At 61.6% G+C, this 17,294-nt stretch carries 16 protein-coding genes and 1 tRNA gene; 2 read left to right on the forward strand and 15 right to left on the reverse strand.

Annotated features, from left to right (window positions below; all coding sequences use genetic code 11):
* Window positions 1-24: 24 nt before the first annotated feature.
* The 14 genes from I6L47_RS00970 to I6L47_RS01035 form a co-directional block, all read right to left on the reverse strand.
* Window positions 25-2,472: a proprotein convertase P-domain-containing protein gene (locus I6L47_RS00970; protein ID WP_216948437.1), complete on the reverse strand. Its 2,448-nt coding sequence runs from the start codon at window positions 2,470-2,472 to the stop codon at window positions 25-27.
* Window positions 2,469-4,475, reverse strand: coding sequence for a prolyl oligopeptidase family serine peptidase (locus I6L47_RS00975; RefSeq protein ID WP_216948438.1), 2,007 nt, complete (start codon window positions 4,473-4,475; stop codon window positions 2,469-2,471). The genes I6L47_RS00970 and I6L47_RS00975 overlap by 4 nt, the downstream gene beginning before the upstream one ends.
* Window positions 4,475-6,613 (reverse strand): TonB-dependent hemoglobin/transferrin/lactoferrin family receptor, encoded by a 2,139-nt coding sequence (locus tag I6L47_RS00980; RefSeq protein WP_216948439.1) that lies wholly within the window; start codon window positions 6,611-6,613, stop codon window positions 4,475-4,477. Before I6L47_RS00980 ends, I6L47_RS00975 begins: the two co-directional genes overlap by 1 nt.
* Before the next feature lie 162 nt (window positions 6,614-6,775).
* Window positions 6,776-7,651, reverse strand: coding sequence for a flagellar motor protein MotB (locus tag I6L47_RS00985; protein WP_005351126.1), 876 nt, complete (start codon window positions 7,649-7,651; stop codon window positions 6,776-6,778).
* Window positions 7,629-8,387, reverse strand: a complete 759-nt coding sequence (locus tag I6L47_RS00990; RefSeq protein WP_216948440.1) for a flagellar motor protein — start codon at window positions 8,385-8,387, stop codon at window positions 7,629-7,631. The genes I6L47_RS00985 and I6L47_RS00990 overlap by 23 nt, the downstream gene beginning before the upstream one ends.
* Before the next feature lie 387 nt (window positions 8,388-8,774).
* Window positions 8,775-8,862 (reverse strand) — tRNA-Ser (locus I6L47_RS00995).
* Window positions 8,863-9,007: 145 nt separating this feature from the next.
* Window positions 9,008-9,625: a TPM domain-containing protein gene (locus I6L47_RS01000; protein ID WP_005337196.1), complete on the reverse strand. Its 618-nt coding sequence runs from the start codon at window positions 9,623-9,625 to the stop codon at window positions 9,008-9,010.
* A gap of 20 nt (window positions 9,626-9,645) precedes the next feature.
* Window positions 9,646-10,371: a YgcG family protein gene (locus I6L47_RS01005; RefSeq protein WP_005351128.1), complete on the reverse strand. Its 726-nt coding sequence runs from the start codon at window positions 10,369-10,371 to the stop codon at window positions 9,646-9,648.
* On the reverse strand, window positions 10,368-10,958 hold the full coding sequence (locus tag I6L47_RS01010) for a LemA family protein (RefSeq protein ID WP_216948441.1): 591 nt from the start codon (window positions 10,956-10,958) through the stop codon (window positions 10,368-10,370). Before I6L47_RS01010 ends, I6L47_RS01005 begins: the two co-directional genes overlap by 4 nt.
* An 85-nt stretch (window positions 10,959-11,043) precedes the next feature.
* Window positions 11,044-11,781 (reverse strand): penicillin-insensitive murein endopeptidase, encoded by a 738-nt coding sequence (mepA, locus tag I6L47_RS01015; RefSeq protein WP_216948442.1) that lies wholly within the window; start codon window positions 11,779-11,781, stop codon window positions 11,044-11,046.
* Window positions 11,775-12,680, reverse strand: a complete 906-nt coding sequence (locus I6L47_RS01020; RefSeq protein ID WP_216948443.1) for an amino acid ABC transporter permease — start codon at window positions 12,678-12,680, stop codon at window positions 11,775-11,777. The genes mepA and I6L47_RS01020 overlap by 7 nt, the downstream gene beginning before the upstream one ends.
* Window positions 12,680-13,501 (reverse strand): transporter substrate-binding domain-containing protein, encoded by an 822-nt coding sequence (locus I6L47_RS01025; RefSeq protein ID WP_216948444.1) that lies wholly within the window; start codon window positions 13,499-13,501, stop codon window positions 12,680-12,682. Before I6L47_RS01025 ends, I6L47_RS01020 begins: the two co-directional genes overlap by 1 nt.
* 2 nt (window positions 13,502-13,503) lie before the next feature.
* A complete protein-coding gene (locus I6L47_RS01030; RefSeq protein WP_216948445.1) occupies window positions 13,504-14,301 on the reverse strand; it encodes an amino acid ABC transporter permease in 798 nt (265 codons plus the stop codon).
* Window positions 14,294-15,064: an amino acid ABC transporter ATP-binding protein gene (locus tag I6L47_RS01035; RefSeq protein WP_216948446.1), complete on the reverse strand. Its 771-nt coding sequence runs from the start codon at window positions 15,062-15,064 to the stop codon at window positions 14,294-14,296. The genes I6L47_RS01030 and I6L47_RS01035 overlap by 8 nt, the downstream gene beginning before the upstream one ends.
* 106 nt (window positions 15,065-15,170) lie before the next feature.
* On the opposite strand from I6L47_RS01035, the gene I6L47_RS01040 reads away from it, so the two are divergent.
* Window positions 15,171-15,713, forward strand: a complete 543-nt coding sequence (locus I6L47_RS01040) for a hypothetical protein (protein WP_058057416.1) — start codon at window positions 15,171-15,173, stop codon at window positions 15,711-15,713.
* A gap of 249 nt (window positions 15,714-15,962) precedes the next feature.
* The gene (locus I6L47_RS01045) at window positions 15,963-16,211 is read left to right on the forward strand and encodes an RNA-binding protein (RefSeq protein ID WP_013723828.1); all 249 of its coding nucleotides are present in this window, start codon (window positions 15,963-15,965) and stop codon (window positions 16,209-16,211) included.
* 79 nt (window positions 16,212-16,290) lie between these two features.
* On the opposite strand, the gene I6L47_RS01050 is transcribed toward I6L47_RS01045, so the two are convergent.
* On the reverse strand, window positions 16,291-17,190 hold the full coding sequence (locus I6L47_RS01050; protein WP_216948447.1) for an aldo/keto reductase family oxidoreductase: 900 nt from the start codon (window positions 17,188-17,190) through the stop codon (window positions 16,291-16,293).
* Window positions 17,191-17,294: the final 104 nt, after the last annotated feature.

The raw sequence follows: 17,294 nt of genomic DNA on the forward strand, positions 1-17,294 counted from the left end.
GCGGTAACCCCCGTGGTGCAGAATTCAGCGGCGCGGGGTGCTCCGGCGCCAGAGGCGGGGCCAGAGGGCCAGCAACAGCAGCAGGGGGGAAGTCGTGCCGCCACCCCCTTCATCCTGCTCAAGGGGAATGATGCCGGTGTTGGGCAGGGCTTCATCCTTGTCGCAGCGGGCGCCGACTTGCTGGGCTACCCGCCAGTTGCGCAACTGACCGGTGTCACCGGCGCTGGTGTCGTTGATCTCCAGCAGCCAGCGGCCAGCGAGCGGTTCGCCGTGCAGCTTATCGAGTGATTCGAACGGTACCAGTTCACGGGGGAACTCCCCCTTGAGCCGGGTATGGCTGGCGTAACCCTTGTTCCACAGGCTGATCCGGGTGCCGTAAGGGGAGGTGAGCCAGATCTCCAGCTGCTCCAGTTTGCTGTGCTCCAGATCGAGGGCGACCACGAATCCGCTGTCGATGCGGGCCTTGCTCTCGGGCAGGGTGAGAGTGAAGCGGGACAGGCCGTGCCGCTCATCGCTCACCGCATCCTTGATCTGGCCACCCTGGCCGATGGCCCGCTGCCAGAGCGGTTCACCGATCGGCAGTTGCAGGTCAAGGCGGGTCTGGCGCTCGGTGGGGCTGGGCAGGGTGAGCTGGAACTGCAGCGGCAAGGTGACTGCCTCGCCACAGGTCAGGTTGCTCGCCGCTTCCAGCGGCAGGGTCCAGCGGGCGGTGCCATCGGCGTTGAGCTCTCCCTGCCAGTGACCGTCACCCATGAGCCCCTTGCTCGGGAGCAGGCTGGCGTCAGCCACGGTCAGGGGGCGGCCGCTCTGGTTGGTCAATTCGATGGCGAGGCTCTTTTTCTCCCCGGGCAACAGGTAGCTGTCATCGGCAAGGCGGGCCGCGATGGGCGTTGGCAGCAGGGCGTGGTGGCGGAAGGCCTGCTCCAGCAGCTTGCCATAGCTGCGGTCCGGATAGAGGCGGTTGGCGGTATCCACGGTGACGCGCGCCAGCTGGGGCATCCGCACCTGCGGGCCGAGGCCGAAGTGGGATTCAATCAGCAGGGTATCGAACTCGTCACGGGCTACCTCGCCATATTGTTCAACGGCCTGGCGCAGCGCGGTGAAGAGCGGGGTGCCCCACAGCTGGTCGCCGTTGCTGCCGTTGATGGTGAGGTGAGCCGGATAGAGGAAGCCCGGATGATAGCGCGCCCGCAGATCATCGAGCTGACGGGGCGTTCGGCCGCTGATCCTGGCATCCCAGTTGAAGACCATGAAAGGCTCGAACTGGCGAGCCTCTGGACTACGCTGGCGCCAGCTGGCGGCCAGATAGTCGCTAAAGCCCTCGCCGATGGCGCCCCAGTCACCCTCTTCTCCCATGTCGGGCAGGATATGGTGCTGCACCGCATGGCCAAACTCGTGCCAGATCACCATGGGATCTTCCGCATCGGGTACCCCTATCCGGCCAATTTCCAACCGGCGCAGGAAGGGGTCATAGAGAGAGTTGTCCTGCTCCCCGGCATCGGTATCGATGGCCAGGGGGCCGCCCATCAGCGTCGGGTAGCCAAGGGATTCCACGTGGCGCTGGGCCAGATCCAGATGGTAGTAGCCATTGATATCGAGGAAGGCGGGCTGCTGGTGATCCAGCTGGAAGCCATCGGCATCAGGGCTACTAAAGGGAGCTGTTTCCGGCTCCGTGCCATCCACGACCCGGGCGCGTGGGCCATTTAGCTGGTAGGTGTCATCCACCTTTTGTACCGTGAGCGGGACGGTGCGATAGGCCCGGTTGTCCAGTACCAGATCGTGGCGCCACAGCAAATTGCCATCTTGCAGCTGAGTGCGTGGGTCGAGGGCAAAGATGCGGGCCTGCACCGTGGCCGCTTCCCCTGCCAGCGGGACCGCTTCGGCACGGGTGTTGGCCTCTTGCAGCATGCGCCCCAGCAGGGCGCTGCCATCGCAGGTGACAAACAGTTGCCAGTGGCTGCTTTTGCTGTTGCCCGGCTGGCTTTCCACCGCCAGCAGACGCCAGGCCGCAGTCAGTGTGTCGCCATCCTGCCAGTACCAGGGCTGGGCTTCGTCACTGCCAGCGAATTGCCACACCGTACCATCCAGCGTGGCGGTATAGGCATCCACCCCGGCGCGGCTTGCTTCATCACATGGAGCCGCCTGTGCCTGCATCAGCCGGGTATTGTGATAAAGGCGCCACGGGCGACCCTGCTCATCGAGACTGACGGCGGCCATCAGGCCGGCGATCGGTGCGCCATTTAGCTGCTGGCGATAATGCAGATAGTGGCCCAGCTTGCCTTGGCGCTGATAGGCCGGGGCATCACTCAGGGTGACGCCGAGCTGCTGTTCGAGCCAGAGGCGGGTATCGGCCGGGGCGTCCTGTTCGACAAAACGCAGTTCGGCGGCCTGAGTGGAAAAGCTAGCCAGCCCCAGCAAGAGGGCGGGCAACAGGGGTTTCATAGTGGTACTCCCAATCAGCGGCAGGGTCATTGATTGATCCCCGCCAGATGCAACAAGAAGGCAAATTCACGAGCCCGATCGCCACCACCGGCGCGGTGGCCTCCCTCCAGTTCGGTCAGCAGCAGGTAGGGGCCGGAGCCCGTGCTGTGCTCCCGCAGGCGGGCCAGCCACTTGACCGGCTCCCAGTAGGGGACCTGGCTATCGTGCAGGGCGGTAGTGACCAGCAGGGGCGGGTAGGGGGCGCGGTGCAGGTTGTCGTAGGGGCTGATGCGACGCATCGCCTGATACTCTGCGGGCTTGGCCGGATTGCCCCACTCCTGATACTCCTGACGGGTCAAGGGGAGGGCAGGATCGCTCATGGTGCCGAGCATATCGACGAAGGGAACCTGCAACACGGCGCCGCTAAAGAGTGTCGGTTGCTGGTTGAGGGCCGCAGCAACCAAGGTGCCCCCCGCGCTGCCCCCCATGGCAAACAGGGGCAGAGGGGCGGCGTCGGGCGACCAGTGGCGCAGGGTGTTGCCGGCAGCGATAAAGTCGCTGATGCCGTTCTGCTTGTGGATGCCCCGTCCGTCGCGGGTCCACTGCTCCCCCAGCATGCCGCCGCCGCGCACATGGGCGATGGCGTAGACAAAGCCCCGATCCAGCAGGCTTAACAGCTCTTTCTGGTAGTAGGGGCGCATCGGCGTGCCATAGGCGCCATAGCCGTAGAGCAGTACGGCGCGAGGGGCCAGATCCTTGCGCCATACCAGCGAGACAGGCACCCGGGTGCCATCGGCAGAAGTGATCCAGCGCCGCTCGCTCTGATAGGGCAATCCCTTGTCGTCACCGGTGTGCCGGTCGTTGATCCAGTGGCCGCTGTTCAAATCCAGCCAGCGCTGGCCGGGGGGCTGGCTCAAGCCTTGACTGCGCACCAGAATGCGGTCGCTGGCCGGGTCATGTTCTCCTTGCAGCCAGCCGGTACCGGCGCCACTGGCCAGCGGCAGGCGCTGGCGTTCATGGCCGTTGCGATCGAGCAGGGCGAGCCAATCCTCCCCCTGCTGGCGAAACTGCACCACCAGATGGCGATCAAACAGTCGCCACTTCTCGGGATCGCCGAGATCCTCCCCTTTGGCGGGCCACAGGCGTTGCCACTCACCGAGCGGCGTGCTGGCTGAGTAGAGGGCAAACGCCCCCTCCCGGTTGCTCTTGATCACCCAGCCGGATTGGCTGTCCAGATAGTATTCCACCCCGCGCTGGCGGGGTTTGACCTGCTGCGGCTTGCCCGAGTCGAGCAGGTACTGCTCCGAACTGTCGTGGTTGTTGCCCTGCAACACCAGATGTTGGCCATCCGTGGTGCGATAGAGGCTGAGCAGCCAGGCGGGATCCTGCTCCTCATAGAGAGTCTGCTCCTGGCCATCCTGCCAGCCGCGCAGCTGCCAGGGGCGCAGGGTGTAGCGCTCGTTGGCGATGGTGTAGAGGGTGCGACCATCTTGTGACCAGGCGAGATCAGCGCTGCGCTGCGCCAAACTGGCCAGCGCCTTGCCGCTCTGGAGATCGAGCAGGGTGACCTGGTAGTCGAGATCGCCGCGCCTGTCTTCGGCGATGGCCAGTGTGCGGTTATCCGGGCTCAGGGCCCAGCCGCCCGCTTCGTAATAGCCCTCACCCGCTCTGGCGGGAAGTCGTTGCTGCACCTTGCCCCCGTGGCGTTGCCAGAGTGAGCCATCCGGGCGCAGTTGCCATGCCTGATCGCCGCGCACAAGCCAGTTGTCTGGCACAGATTCCCCCGCCGGATGATGGGTAAACTCGGCGCGCAAGGTTGCTTCCAGCGGCTGCTGCGCGGCGAGCTGCTGCTCGCTCCAGCGATTTTGCTGCTTGAGCAGGGCGAGAATGGCCGGGTTGCTACGGCTCTCGTCCCGCAACCAGAAGTAGGGATCCTGGCGTACGGGATTGCCTGAAATCAGGTGCGATTGGGACGGGATCGGCGGTGGCAGGGCCTCTTGCGCCCACGCCAACGGGGCGGCCAACAGGGCCGCCATGATTGCATGATGCTTCATCACATCCCCACGAAACGGTAGCTGAGGCTGGCTGACAGGTAGCGGCCGCTCTGGCTGTAGAGGGAGGTGTCGCTGCCAGCCGGGAGTCCGGCCACATCCTGATAGCGGACGTAGCGGGTATCGAGCAGGTTGCCGATGGTGGCATTGACCTTGAGCGCCTCGGTGATCTGCCAGTCGCCGGTGAGGTCCAGGCTGAACCAGCCGGCGCTGCTCTGGCAGGCACCGTTGTAGCCAGTCTGCGCATTGGCGCACTGGGGCACCTTGGTCATGGCGGCGGCATAGTTGCCACTGAGCTCAACCCCCCAGTCGAGCTGTTGCCAGCGCAGGGTGGTGTTGCCTTCCAGCGGTGTCTGGGTGCGCAGCGGCTCACCGCGGTGATCCTTGCCATCCATCCAGGCCAGATTGGTCGAAAGCTCCCACTCGTCGCTCAGCCAGAGGCTGGCGGCCAGCTCGGCGCCCCAGGTTTCTGCTTTGGCGACGTTGCGATACTGGCGCAGGAAGACACCGTCATCGAGGCGAAAACCGGTCTGGCGCCAGTCGATGAAGTTGTAGTAGCGGTTGTAGAAAACGGCCGGTTTGACGCTCCAGTTGTCGCTTTGGCCATTCACTCCCCACTCCAGACTGTGGCTGGTCTCCTCCTTGAGGTTGGGGTTGGCAATGATCTCGAACGGCGGCATAGCAAAGTAGTGAGGAATGTTGCCGTAAACCTGATCGTAAGCGGGAGCGCGGAAGCCGTTGGCATAGCTGAGCCAGCTGCGCCATGTTTCGTTGAAGCGGTAACTGGCCGCCACACTGGGGGAGATGTGATCGCTGTGGTTCTCGGCCAGATTGCTGTCCGGTGCGCGCAGGCGCTGGCGGTCAAAGCGCAGGGTCGGGGTAAACTGCCAGTTGCCCAGATCGATCACATCGCTCAGCCAGATACCATCGCGGCGGGTCTCGGCCTTGCTGAAGGGGGCTTTCTGTCCCTGGGTGGTGATGCCATCTTCCAGGGTCAGATTGCTGACCGGCCGCTCGTGGTTGGCCTGCTCCACTTCCACACCGTAGCTGAAGGTGTGATCCAGCGAGCCGGTGCTCAGCTTGCTCTGCAGCTCCAGCTCACTGCCAAGGCGCAGCTCCTCGAAGGTGGAGAGGGTGCGCTGGCTGCGATATCTGGGATAGCCGCTCAGGGCATCGTTGCGCAGCAACTGGCGCTGGTTGGCTTCGTTGCGTGACTGGTTGCCAAACAAGCTCCAGTTGAGGGTATCGATCATGCCCAGATCGTTGGCCTCCCAGCTGAACTTGCCGCCCTGGGTGCGCTGATCGCCATCTTCCTGAAAACCGACCACGTCCCAGCTGCCATCGGGTTGGGGCACCGCTTTGGGCCCCATCTGGCGTTTGGCGTGATCCTCGTAGTAGTCCAGCTCCAGCCGCAGAGCGTGATGGGTATTGAGGGGGAGGCGGCTGCTGGTGGAGGCACTCATGCCATCCAAATCAGCCGGAATGCGGTTCTCCTCAAAGTTGGCGGTTTCGTTGCCACGCCAGCCGGAGAGGCGCAACAGATGTTCGCTCTCCAGTGCCCGTACCGCGCCGGTCATGCTGAGCTTCTTCTTGTTGCTGTCGCCACCGTAGAGGGTCTTGGCCGCCAGATAGCTATCTTGCTGTTGCAGATAATCTTCTGGCTGCTTGGTATTCATCACCACGGTACCGCCGATGGCATCGGAGCCATGCAGGGAGGAGCCGGCCCCCTTGGCCACCTCAATCTGTTTGATGTCATCGAGATCGAAGTTGAAGCGACCCACCTTGTCATTGATGTTGTCGGCGCCAAAGCCGTCGCTGACGCGCACCCCATCCTTGATCAGCAGGATACGGTTGCCACCGATGCCGCGCACGCTGATGTTTTGCGGTCGCCCGGCAGAGCCGGTGACCGAGACACCGGGGATCTTGCGAAACACATGGGTCAGCTCGCTGGCGACCTGACGGTCCAGCTCTTCCTGAGTGATGACGGTGATGGAGCCGGAGACATCGGAGAGTTTCTGTTGTACCCGTTGCCCGGTGACAATGATGGTGTCGTCGCTGCGAGCCTTCTCCACAGGGGGAAGATCGGCCGCGCCAGCGGAGGCACACAGGAGTGCCGGCCATGCCTGAAGCAGTTTGTTCATAATGATAATTGTTTTTATTTAAGCCTGAGGGGCGGCATTATTGCAGAGGCCTGACCACTTGACAATAAATGGCAATCATTATCATTAAGATCTTATGGTGTTGATATTATTGAGTTATTTGTTTTTAAAAAGAGGCTCCCGCGCGAAGCGGGAGCGGGGGGATCAGGGCTTGAGCAGTTGCAGCGACTCTTCTGCGGCCTTGCCTTGGGAGAGGGTGATATCGACCCGGCGGTTCGCCTGGCGATGTTCGGGGGTGTCATTGGCAAAGCGGGGTTGGGTGTCGGCAACACCCTGAGCGATGACTCGTCTGGCATCCAGCTGGGGATTGGTCAGCATGGTCTGCACGATGGAAGAGGCCCGCAGCACCGAGAGCTCCCAGTTGTTGCGATAGAGCTCCACCGGCGCTTGGGAGTTGTCGGTATGACCGGTGACCACTACTTGCCCCGGGATGTTGGCCAAAATGCCGGCGATCTTGTTGACCAGCGGGATGAACTGGGGCTGCAGGAACGCCGAATCGGCGGGAAACAGCGCCTTCTCGCCGATGCGGATCACCAGCTGACTGCCAAGCTGCTCGACCTCCAGATCCTTCGATTCAATCTGGGCCTTTAGCTGCTGCTCCAGCTTCTGCTTGGTCACCTGCACCCACTCCTGCTCCTGGGTCTTGTGGGGCCAGGCTTCGGTGGCGCTCGGTTTTTCCGAGGCACCTATGGTCTCGTTGAAGGGGTCCGATGCCGCCATGGGGGCATCTTTCTCCAGCACAGTCTCCTCTTTCGGGCTGCTCGGCGTAGTTTTTGATTCTGGCTCGAGAATCCCTGTGCCCCCCTGCATCAAAGGTGAGCCGGCAGGCGGGGAGATGAGGCCGATTTTACCCAGCGACTCGATAAAGCCCTGGATAAGCACCCGGGTTTCGGACTGCTTGGCCATGGCAAAGGAGTAGAGCACCACAAACAGGGCGAACAGCAGGGTCATGAAGTCGGCATAGGAGACCAGCCAGCGTTCGTGGTTCTCCGGCGCTTCAGCCTTTTTCTTTTTGGCCACCGTGACCTCCCAGATAAGGTTCGAGGGTAACTTGCAGGCGTGCCTGTGACTCGCCATCCACGATGCAGAGGATGCCGGTCAGGGTCATCTCCTTGTAGTGGCGGATCTGGTGGGCAAACCCCTTGTAGCGGTTGCCGAACGGCAAGAAGATCAGGTTGGCGGCGGATACCCCGTAGATGGTGGCGATAAAGGCCACCGCGATGGCGCCGCCCAGCTTGTCGGGGGCATCCAGCAGACCCATGGCGTGGATCAGGCCAAATACCGCGCCGACGATCCCCATGGTCGGGCAGTAGCCGCCCATGGCTTCGTAGAATTTGACCGTCTGTTCGAGATCTTCCTGTTCAAATTCGATCTCGTTCTCCAGCACCTCATGGATTTTGGCCTTCTCGTAGCCATCGACCATCATCTGCACCCCTTTCTTCAGGAAGGGATCCTTGATCTCGTCGATCATCCCTTCCAGCGCCAGCATACCGCTGCGGCGGGCGTTGCCTGCCAGGGTCTCCAGCAACTGGGCCTGTTCATGCATATCGAGCTTGAGGGGGGAGAGCAGCCATTTGAAACGCTTCATGGTGCTGCCGACGACGGAGAAGGGAAACTGGGTCAGAGCGGCACCGACAGTACCACCGATCACGATGAGGAAGGCGGGCAGATCGAGCAGGGCGCTGGGGTGGCCGCCCTCGATCATGTTGCCGCCAAGGATGGCGATCAACGCCAGTACCAAGCCAATCAAGCTCATCTTTTACACGTCCCTGCATGTTGATAATCGCTAGTGTAGCTACTTAAGTATCAGTTTTTCAAAATGAAATCCAATCGCTGAGCAATTAATGGGCGCTGGGTAACGTCCATAAAAGAAGGCGTGTTGCGGCCATAAGATGGCATTGCAATCATCTTGTTGCACCTGTTGTGACAGGAAGGAGCGCTTGTTGGGTGGGGCAATCACAAAAGCAAGGTAGGGGGCGGGAGCTGGCAATACGAAAAGCGGTGATGTTCCATCAGGGCTTTGCAAACTGGGGGGGAGCGCGTGGATGATCCGCCACTGCGTGGCTCTGGCTCACTTGTCGGCATAGGTGTTTGCGTTTGCCGGAAAGCAAAAAACCGACCCTGAGGTCGGTTTTTTTAAATTTGGCGGTGAGGGAGGGATTCGAACCCTCGATACGTTGCCGTATACACACTTTCCAGGCGTGCTCCTTCAGCCACTCGGACACCTCACCAAATTTTCGTTCGCTGCGCTGTTGCGCTGGAACGGGGCGTAATTTAGGGGAAAGGGCTGTGTGGGTCAACCTCTTTTCCCCTTATTTTTCATAATCTTTTCCGAATGCTTAACCCTTGCGCAGAATGCCGGTTTTTTAAACCGGATCAGGGCTTGTCGAGGATGATCAGGCTGTCCGGCAGCTCGTTTTGATCCCGGGTGGCCGGGAAGGCATCGGTCAGAATGGCGCTAACGCGCTCCACGCACTCCAGAAAACCTTGTTCGATCTCCTTGTTGCGCACTCGCGCCACGAAGTCGTCGATGATCTCCTGCCACTGGCCATTGTCGATATGCTGGGCGATGCCGTCATCCACCAGTATTTCTACATAGTGCTCGGCGGCTGAGACGAAGATCAGCACCCCGAGCCGGTCGCGGGTGCGGTGTAGCCCCTGCTCGACAAATTGCAGGCGAGCCATCAGGGCCGCCCGGTGCTGGCGAACCTTCTTCGGGATGAGCCGCATCTTGATGGGGGTCCAGTGGAACAGCAGGCTCAGCAGCAGCCAGACCGACCACTGCACCAGCAGGATTTCGTACCAGCCGAGCCAGAAGCCGAGCTGGAACACCAGCAGCGGGGTGAGCATCGCCAGCAGCGCCGCCCAGAGGGTGGGAATGTAGCGATAGCCATCGCTGGCCGGGGCCAGCACGGTGACCAGTTCAGCATCAGTCTCTAGCTCCGCTTCGCGCACCTTGGCCTGAAGCGTGTGGAAGAACTGTTTAGAAATCATGATTTGTCTCTTTACTCCTGTTACCAGCCACCGGAGGCTCCGCCACCGCCAAAACTGCCGCCGCCACCGCTGAATCCGCCGCCGGAGCGACCACCAAAGGAGCCGGCACCCAATCCACCGGCCATGTAGGTCGACCGACGTCGTCCTCCTGGCCCACCGCCACCACCGCCGCGCAGGTTGTGGAGCACGATCATCGCAATCACCACCAGAATAAACAGCCAGGGGCCGCCACCGTTGTCACTCTTTGGCTGCTCGACCGGCTGATATTCTCCGGCGAGTGCCTTCATGATGCTCTGGCTGCCCGCCATGATCCCGGCCACCATATCGCCGCGCTTGAAGGCGGGCAGGATGCGGCCATGGATGATGTTGGCGGCGATGGCGTCGGGCAGGGCGCCTTCCAGCCCATATCCCACCTCGATCCGCACCTTGCGCTCATCCTGGGCGATCAGCAACAACACGCCATTGTTTTTGCCTTTCTGGCCGATCCCCCAGTGGCGACCGAGCTGGTAGCCGTACTCCTCGATGGTCTCCCCATCGAGGCTGTCGACGGAGACCACCACCAGCTGGATGCCGCTGCGCTTTTCAAAGGCGGCCAGCTGTTGGGTCAGTTGATGGGCCTGTTTGCGGGACATAAGACTGGCTTCATCCACCACCCGTCCGCTCAGCGTCGGGAAGTCGGGTGCCGCTTGCAGGGCACTGGCCCAGAGCAGCAGACAGGGAAGAAACCAGCGCAGCATCATCTTCATTGGAAGCTGACCTTGGGCGCCTCATCGGCACCGGGTTTGGCACTGAAACTGGGTTTGGCTTCCAGATCCGAGTAGAGCAGCTTGAACCAGATAACGCCGGGGAAAGTGCGGATCTCGGTATTGAACTGGCGCACCGCCTCGATATAGTCGCGGCGTGCCACCGAGATGCGATTCTCGGTTCCTTCCAGCTGGGCCTGCAGGGCAAGGAACTGCTGATCCGCTTTCAGCTCGGGGTAGCGCTCTACCACCACCATCAGGCGGGAGAGGGCGCTGGAGAGCTGGTTCTGCGCCGCTTCAAACTCCTTGAGCTGGGCAGGATCGCTCACCTGCACGCTGCCGACCCGGGCACGGGCATCGGTGACCGCTTTGAGGGTCTCCTGCTCATGGCTGGCGTAGCCCTTGACGGTGGCGACCAGATTGGGAATGAGGTCGGCGCGGCGCTGATACTGGTTCTCCACCTGTCCCCAGCTCGCCTTGACCTGCTCATCCAGGGTCGGAATGTTGTTCATGCCGCAGCCGGTCAGGCCGAGCAGCAGGGTCAGGGTCAACAGGCTCTGCGTGGTTCTGCGCCAGAGTGATGTGGCCATCTTGTTGTTCTCCTTTGGTATTTCGAGTCGATAGTGCGCCATGGATGGTGTACGACCAAGCGTGCATCACCATACCAGCTTGGGGTCAGTTGCCACAACGCGCAGGTAGCTCAGGTCGCTTGTTGATGCCGGATACCTTGGGTAGCTGGGGCTTGTCTTTTAGCCAAGATGCCAGCTCTTCCCCACAGCCATTGCCGGGCGGAATGGGAGCCTGGGGTTCACAATCGGGGCTGCCCACCGGGCAGCGCAGCCGCACGTGGAAGTGGCTGAAGTGGCCCACCCAGGGGCGTAGCTTGGCGACCCAGGGTTCGTTACCAGCCTGTTGGCAGACCGCGGATTTGATCACCGGATTGACGAAGATGCGGGCCACCTCGGGTTTGCTGGCCGCAAGCCGCAGCAGGGTGAGCTGCTGGGGGCCAAAGCGGCCCGGTAACATTTTGTAGCTGGGTTCGTCGATCAGTGCCCACTCCTTGGGGGCATCCTGCTCCCATTTGCTGATGGGGCGGTTGGCCATGCGAAACCAGATATCGGCATCAAGGCCAGTCTGGTGGCTGCGATGGCCGGAGGTAAAGGGGCCGCCACGGGCCATCGCCAAATCGGCGATATAGAGATCCGGCAGCCCGGCCATGTGGGTCTGGTTGGCCAGCGATTGCAGGTAGTGGATAAGGTCGGGGTGGCCGTAGTAGCGCAGCCGTTTGGTGCGGATCACCTGATAACCCGGCCCTTCGAGGGGTAGGGATACGCCGTTTTTCAGGCAACCGGCGGCATAACCGCCGATGGCTTCCGCTTGCAATACAGTCGCCAGCAACAGGGACGTCAGCATGTGCGTGCTCCTTGTCTTGCTTCGAGTCGGCTCAGCAATACGAACAGACTCAAACATATAGATAAATAGGCTGCGGCCACCAGCAGCCAGATCTCGTAGACCAGTCCGCTGGAGTTGGCCATCTCGGTGCCGACGAAGGTGAGCTCCTGCACCGAGATAAGGGAAACGATGGCGGTATCCTTCACCAGCGCGATGAGCTGGCCGGTGAGGGGGGGGAGCATCAGTAGCATGGCCTGCGGCAGGATCACATGGCGCAGCCGCACCCAGGGGGAGAGCCCGAGGCTCTGCGCCGCCTCCCACTGGCCACGGGGGATGGCGGCTAGCCCGGCGCGGACGATCTCGGCGACGAAGGCTGCGCTGATCATGCCAACGCAGAGGGTGCCTGAGATGAGGTTCTCCCAGCGGGCTGGTGGGCCAAACAGCGCCTCTTGCCACGGGGAGAGTGATACGGTGCCGAGCCAGCGGGAGAGGCCGCTCGAAGGCAGCAGCTGGTTGGCGATAAAGAAGTAGAAGATGAAGATAAAGACCAGCGGCGGCAGATTGCGGATCAGCTGGATAAACAGGGTCGCGGGCATCACCAGCCAGGGGCGGCGGCTGAAGGCGGCTACCCCCAGCGCAGTGCCGAGCAGCAGCGCCAGCACCATACCGAGCAGGGCGATGCGCAAGGTGGTGAGCAGACCGCTGAAAAAGTAGGGCAACTCGCCGTGAGGGCCGGGGGTGAACAGCAGGTCGAAGGCCTCATGCCAGCGCCACTGATAGGCTACCCCGATGTGCAAGCGGCTGGCCAGCCAGAGGCCAGCCAGCAGCAGGATCAGGGCGATCACCCCATCCAGCCAGTTGATGTTCCGACATGCCCCACGGACGATGCGCCGGATGGTCTCTTTTAGAGCAATCAGCATCAGGGGTTGGCGACTTGCGCTTCCCACGCCAGCGACTTGAACCAGTAATCATGGCGCGCCTTGAGCCAGCCATCGGCCTGACGGGCTGTGATCCACTCGTTGAACTGCTCAGCCAGCGCATCATCCCCCTTGCGCAGGGCAAAGCCTTCATCGCCTTGTGCCAACGGCTCGGCAAACGGCATAAAGAGGGCATCTGGGTGGCGCAGCGCCTCTTGCTCGGGTTTCGGGGAAGAGGAGAGGGCGCCGTGGGCGCGGCCGTTCAGCACCTCCTGAAATACCTGTGACTCGTCATCAAACTGGCGCAGGGTGGCCTTGGGGAAGTGCGCTTTGGCTACCTGTACCGGCGAGGCGCCACGGCGTACCGCCAGGATCACCCCGCGCTGGTTGAAGTCCGCCACGGTTTTCTTCTCTTTGGCCAGGGTGCTGGAGGCGGCCAGCTGCACCCCCGAATGGGAGTAGGCCTGGGTGAAGCGCACGCTCTTCTCCCGCTCGGGGGTGATGGTGAGGCCGCCGATGATGACGTCATATTTTTTCGCCAGCAAGGAGGGGATGATGCCATCCCAGGCGGTAGGCACGAACTCTACCTGCCAGCCGTTATCTGTGGCGAGGCGACGGGCCACGTCAATCTCGAAACCGATCAGGGCCCCCTGCTTGTCGCGCATCGCCCAGGGGGCGAAGGTGGACATGCCGACCCGCAGGGTACCGCTCTGCTCGATCTGTGCCTGGGTGTCGGAGGGGGCAGTTTGTGCCAGTGCCGGAGTGAGCAGGCTTGCCAGCAGCAGGGCAGCGCCCGACAGGGTGGTCTTGAATGACAGATTCATGGTTAGCGTCCTTGTTGATCCGGATTCAGGTGACGGGCCAGCGCCCGCGAACAGGCTGACAGCGTCAGGGTTAACAGCAAATAGAGGGCAGCTACGGTAAACCACACCTCAAAGGTCAGAAACGTATCGGCAACCAGAGTACGCCCTTCGTTGGTCAGATCGAAGATGGCGATCACACTCACCAGCGCCGAATGTTTGATAAGGGAGACCAGCTCGTTGGTCAGTGGCGGCAAGGTGATGCGCACCAGCTGGGGCAGGATCACCTTGCGCAGGGTGATGGCCCGTGACAAGCCAAGCGACTGGGCTGCCTCCCACTGTCCTTTGGGAATGGCCTGTACACCTGCACGCAGCACTTCGGCGGTGAAGGCCCCCTGATAGAGGGAGAGGCTCAACACGGCGCAGGCAAGGGGGGCCAATCCCAGCATGGGGCCCAGCAAGAAATAGAGAATATAGAGCTGCACCAACTGGGGCGTGGTGCGCACCAGCGCCAGATAGGCGATGGCGAGCCAGGGGCCGAGCCTGGAGGGAAGCAGCCGCAGGCTAACCACGCACACCCCGACCGCCAGAGTGCCCAACAGGCTGAGTAGCGCCACCTGCAAAGTGACCAGCAGGCCGTTTAGCAGGGGGCCGGCATAAAAGGTTCCCTCATCCCATTCGCCGAGAAAGGGCAACACCCGCGGCCACTGCCACTCATAGCCCATCTGGCGAGCGCCGCTATAGAGCGCCCAGCCCAGTAGCGCAGAGAGCATCACAGTGCCTGACAACCAGCCAAGCTGGCGGGGGCGATTGAGCCTAGCCATGATAGCTGAGCACCTGTTCGAGAAAGGCCCGGGTGCGCGGGTGCCGGGGGGCGTTGAACAGCTGGGCGGGCGGGGCCGACTCGATGATCTTCCCCTCATCCATAAAGAGCACCCGATCCGCCACCTGACGGGCAAAGCCCATCTCGTGGGTGACGCAGATCAGGGTCATCCCCTCGTCAGCCAGCTCGCGGATCACATCGAGCACTTCGCGGATCATCTCGGGGTCGAGGGCGGAGGTGGGCTCGTCAAACAGCATCAGCTCGGGTTGCATGCAGAGGGAGCGGGCGATGGCGACCCGCTGCTGCTGGCCGCCGGAGAGCTGGTGAGGGTACTTGTCGGCCTGTGCCTGAATGCGCACCCGCTCGAGCAGCCCGAGCGCCCGGGCTTTGGCCTCCTGGGGGCGCAATCCCAGGGTATGCACCGGTGCCACCATCAGGTTTTCCAGCACCGTCATATGGGGGAAGAGGTTGAACTGCTGAAACACCATACCAACCCGACCTTGCAGGCGGCGCAGGTAGGAAGGGGTCACCGGCTCGCCAAACAGGAACAGCTGGCCGTCGTCGATCCCCTCCAGCCCGTTGATGGTGCGGATCAGGGTCGATTTTCCCGAGCCTGACGGGCCACAGATAACCCACTTCTCTCCCCGTTCAATGGTGAGATCGATGTTATGAAGAGCCTGAAAATCGCCATAGAATTTGTCGACGCCACAAAAGCGCACACAGGGTTGCGAGCTGGTCAAGAAGCGGGTTCCACTGAGAATCATTTACGCCATGGTATTGATTTTATAGGGGGATGACAAAGAAAACCCCCTTGTCAGCATCCTGATGGCTATTCACAATGGCGCCATTTCGTGATGACAGGAGCTTTTCATGCGTATTACATCCTTGCTTGCCGGTTCCCAGGTGCAGCTGTTGATGCCGCCAGCGGTTCGCTATCGCTGCGTCATTTTTCTGCTGTTGCTGGTGAGTTGGGGCGTGGTGGCGGCCTCCTTGTGGGATGGCTGGGGCGCCATGGCGCTGCTCAACTGGGTGGGCGTGGTCTTTGGTGGCATCACCGGGATCATGGTGTCGCTGCCCCGCAGCTGGCAGCCCTGGCGCCTGGCGGAGCTGGGGTGGGACGAACAGCATATCTATCTGCTCAATGGCAACAAGGATGAGGCGCTGGCGCTGCCCCGCAACCAGCTGGTGGCGCTCGAGCGGGAGCGGCGAGTGGGTCACGACGGCCAGTGGCTCGACTTCAGCCTCGATCTGCAACTGAGTGAAGAGGAGCTGGCGGCGGCCATGGCCTTGCTGGATCTCAAGGCGGGGGAGCTGCATCTGGTGAGCCCGTCTGTCTATCGCTTCGGCTTTAAACGGGCCTGGCACGGTCGCCGGATGCTGGCGCAACGGTTGTCAGATCTGCAATCGGCCTGAGTCGACTATTTTCTCGACAATTCCCGGCAAAGCTCAGATACTGCCAGTGACTCGAATTGATCTTGTCTGCACTGTTAACCCAAGAGATCAATCACTTGACGACAGTGTGGAGAAGGCCACGGCATGAAGCCATGGCAGGTCCGGCATAGGGGTTGTGCCCTTACCGTTATGCTGGGAATTGCATAGAGAAGGCACCTTGAATCGAGAGTGGATGGCATGAAGATTTACGTAGGAAATCTGTCGTACCGGATGACGGCCGACGAACTGAAAACCCTGTTCAGCCAGTTTGGACAGGTCGACAAGGTTGATATCATCATCGACCGCGATACCGGCCAGTCAAAGGGGTTTGGTTTTATTGAAATGCCGGTCAATGGTGATGCCGAAAAGGCCATCGCTGGTCTGCATGGCACAGAAGTCGGTGGCCGTACCATCACCGTCAACCAGGCCAAACCGAAGACAGATGCTCCCCGTGGTCGCCCGCAACAGCGCCACCGCTAAGGTGCCTCGGCAATCTCGGCAATGAAAAACGGCATGGGTTTCCCCCATGCCGTTTTTGTTTCTGAATGTTTTGCTGTGATCAGGGGACGTCGTAACCGAGCGCCGCCTTGCGGATGCGGAACCACTGCTGGCGGTTAAGCTCGATGGATTCGGCGGCCACGGCGGCAGCAATCCGCTCCCGCTTGCCGGAGCCAATCAATGGCAGCGGCTGGCTTGGCAGCATCATTACCCAGGCGTAGACCACCTGCTCGATAGTCTGGGCGCCCACTTCCTGACGGATCTGTTCCAGTTCGGCACGCAGCGGGGCATAGGCGTCATCGCTGAACAGTCGGCCGCCGCCGAGACATGACCAGGCCATCGGCTTGATGCCAAGCTGCTGGCACTGATCCAGGGTACCATCGAGGGTCCCTTCCTGATGAAGCGGCGAGATCTCCAGCTGGTTGGTGACCAGCGGGAAGGGGAGGCGCGATTGCAGTAGCTCGAACTGACGGGCGGTGAAGTTGGATACCCCGGCGTGCTTGATCTTGCCCGCCTGTTTCAGAGTGATAAAGGCGTCGGCCACTTCATCGGCGTTCATCAGGGGATCCGGGCGGTGGATCAGCAGCAGGTCCAGATGGTCGGTGCCGAGCTTGCGCAGCGAGGCCTCGGCGCTGGCGATGATATGGTCCTTGCCGGTGTTGTAGTGGTTGAGAGCATGCTCCGGCTTGGCGGTGAGGGCGATACCGCACTTGGTGACGATCTCCATCCGGCTGCGCAGGGAAGGCTCGAGGCGCAGGGCGTGACCAAAGGCCTCTTCGCACTGGTAGCCACCATAGATATCGGCGTGATCGATGGTGGTGACCCCCAGATCCAGATGATATTTCATCAGATCGAGCAGAGCTGCCGGAGAGAGCTGCCACTCCATCAGGCGCCAGTAACCCATGATTAGGCGAGAGAAGGTGGGGCCTTGCGGATGCAGGGCGACACGGGATACAGACATGGTTTGACTCCTTGAAAAACACGATGCGAAAACGATGTGCAACATAGATGACTGCGGGCATCTTGGCCTCATGTGGCTGGCAAAGCAATAATGGGCAGTGGCAT

Origin of the sequence: Aeromonas sp. FDAARGOS 1417 (genome assembly GCF_019046985.1) — a bacterium.
Classification (GTDB): domain Bacteria; phylum Pseudomonadota; class Gammaproteobacteria; order Enterobacterales; family Aeromonadaceae; genus Aeromonas; species Aeromonas veronii.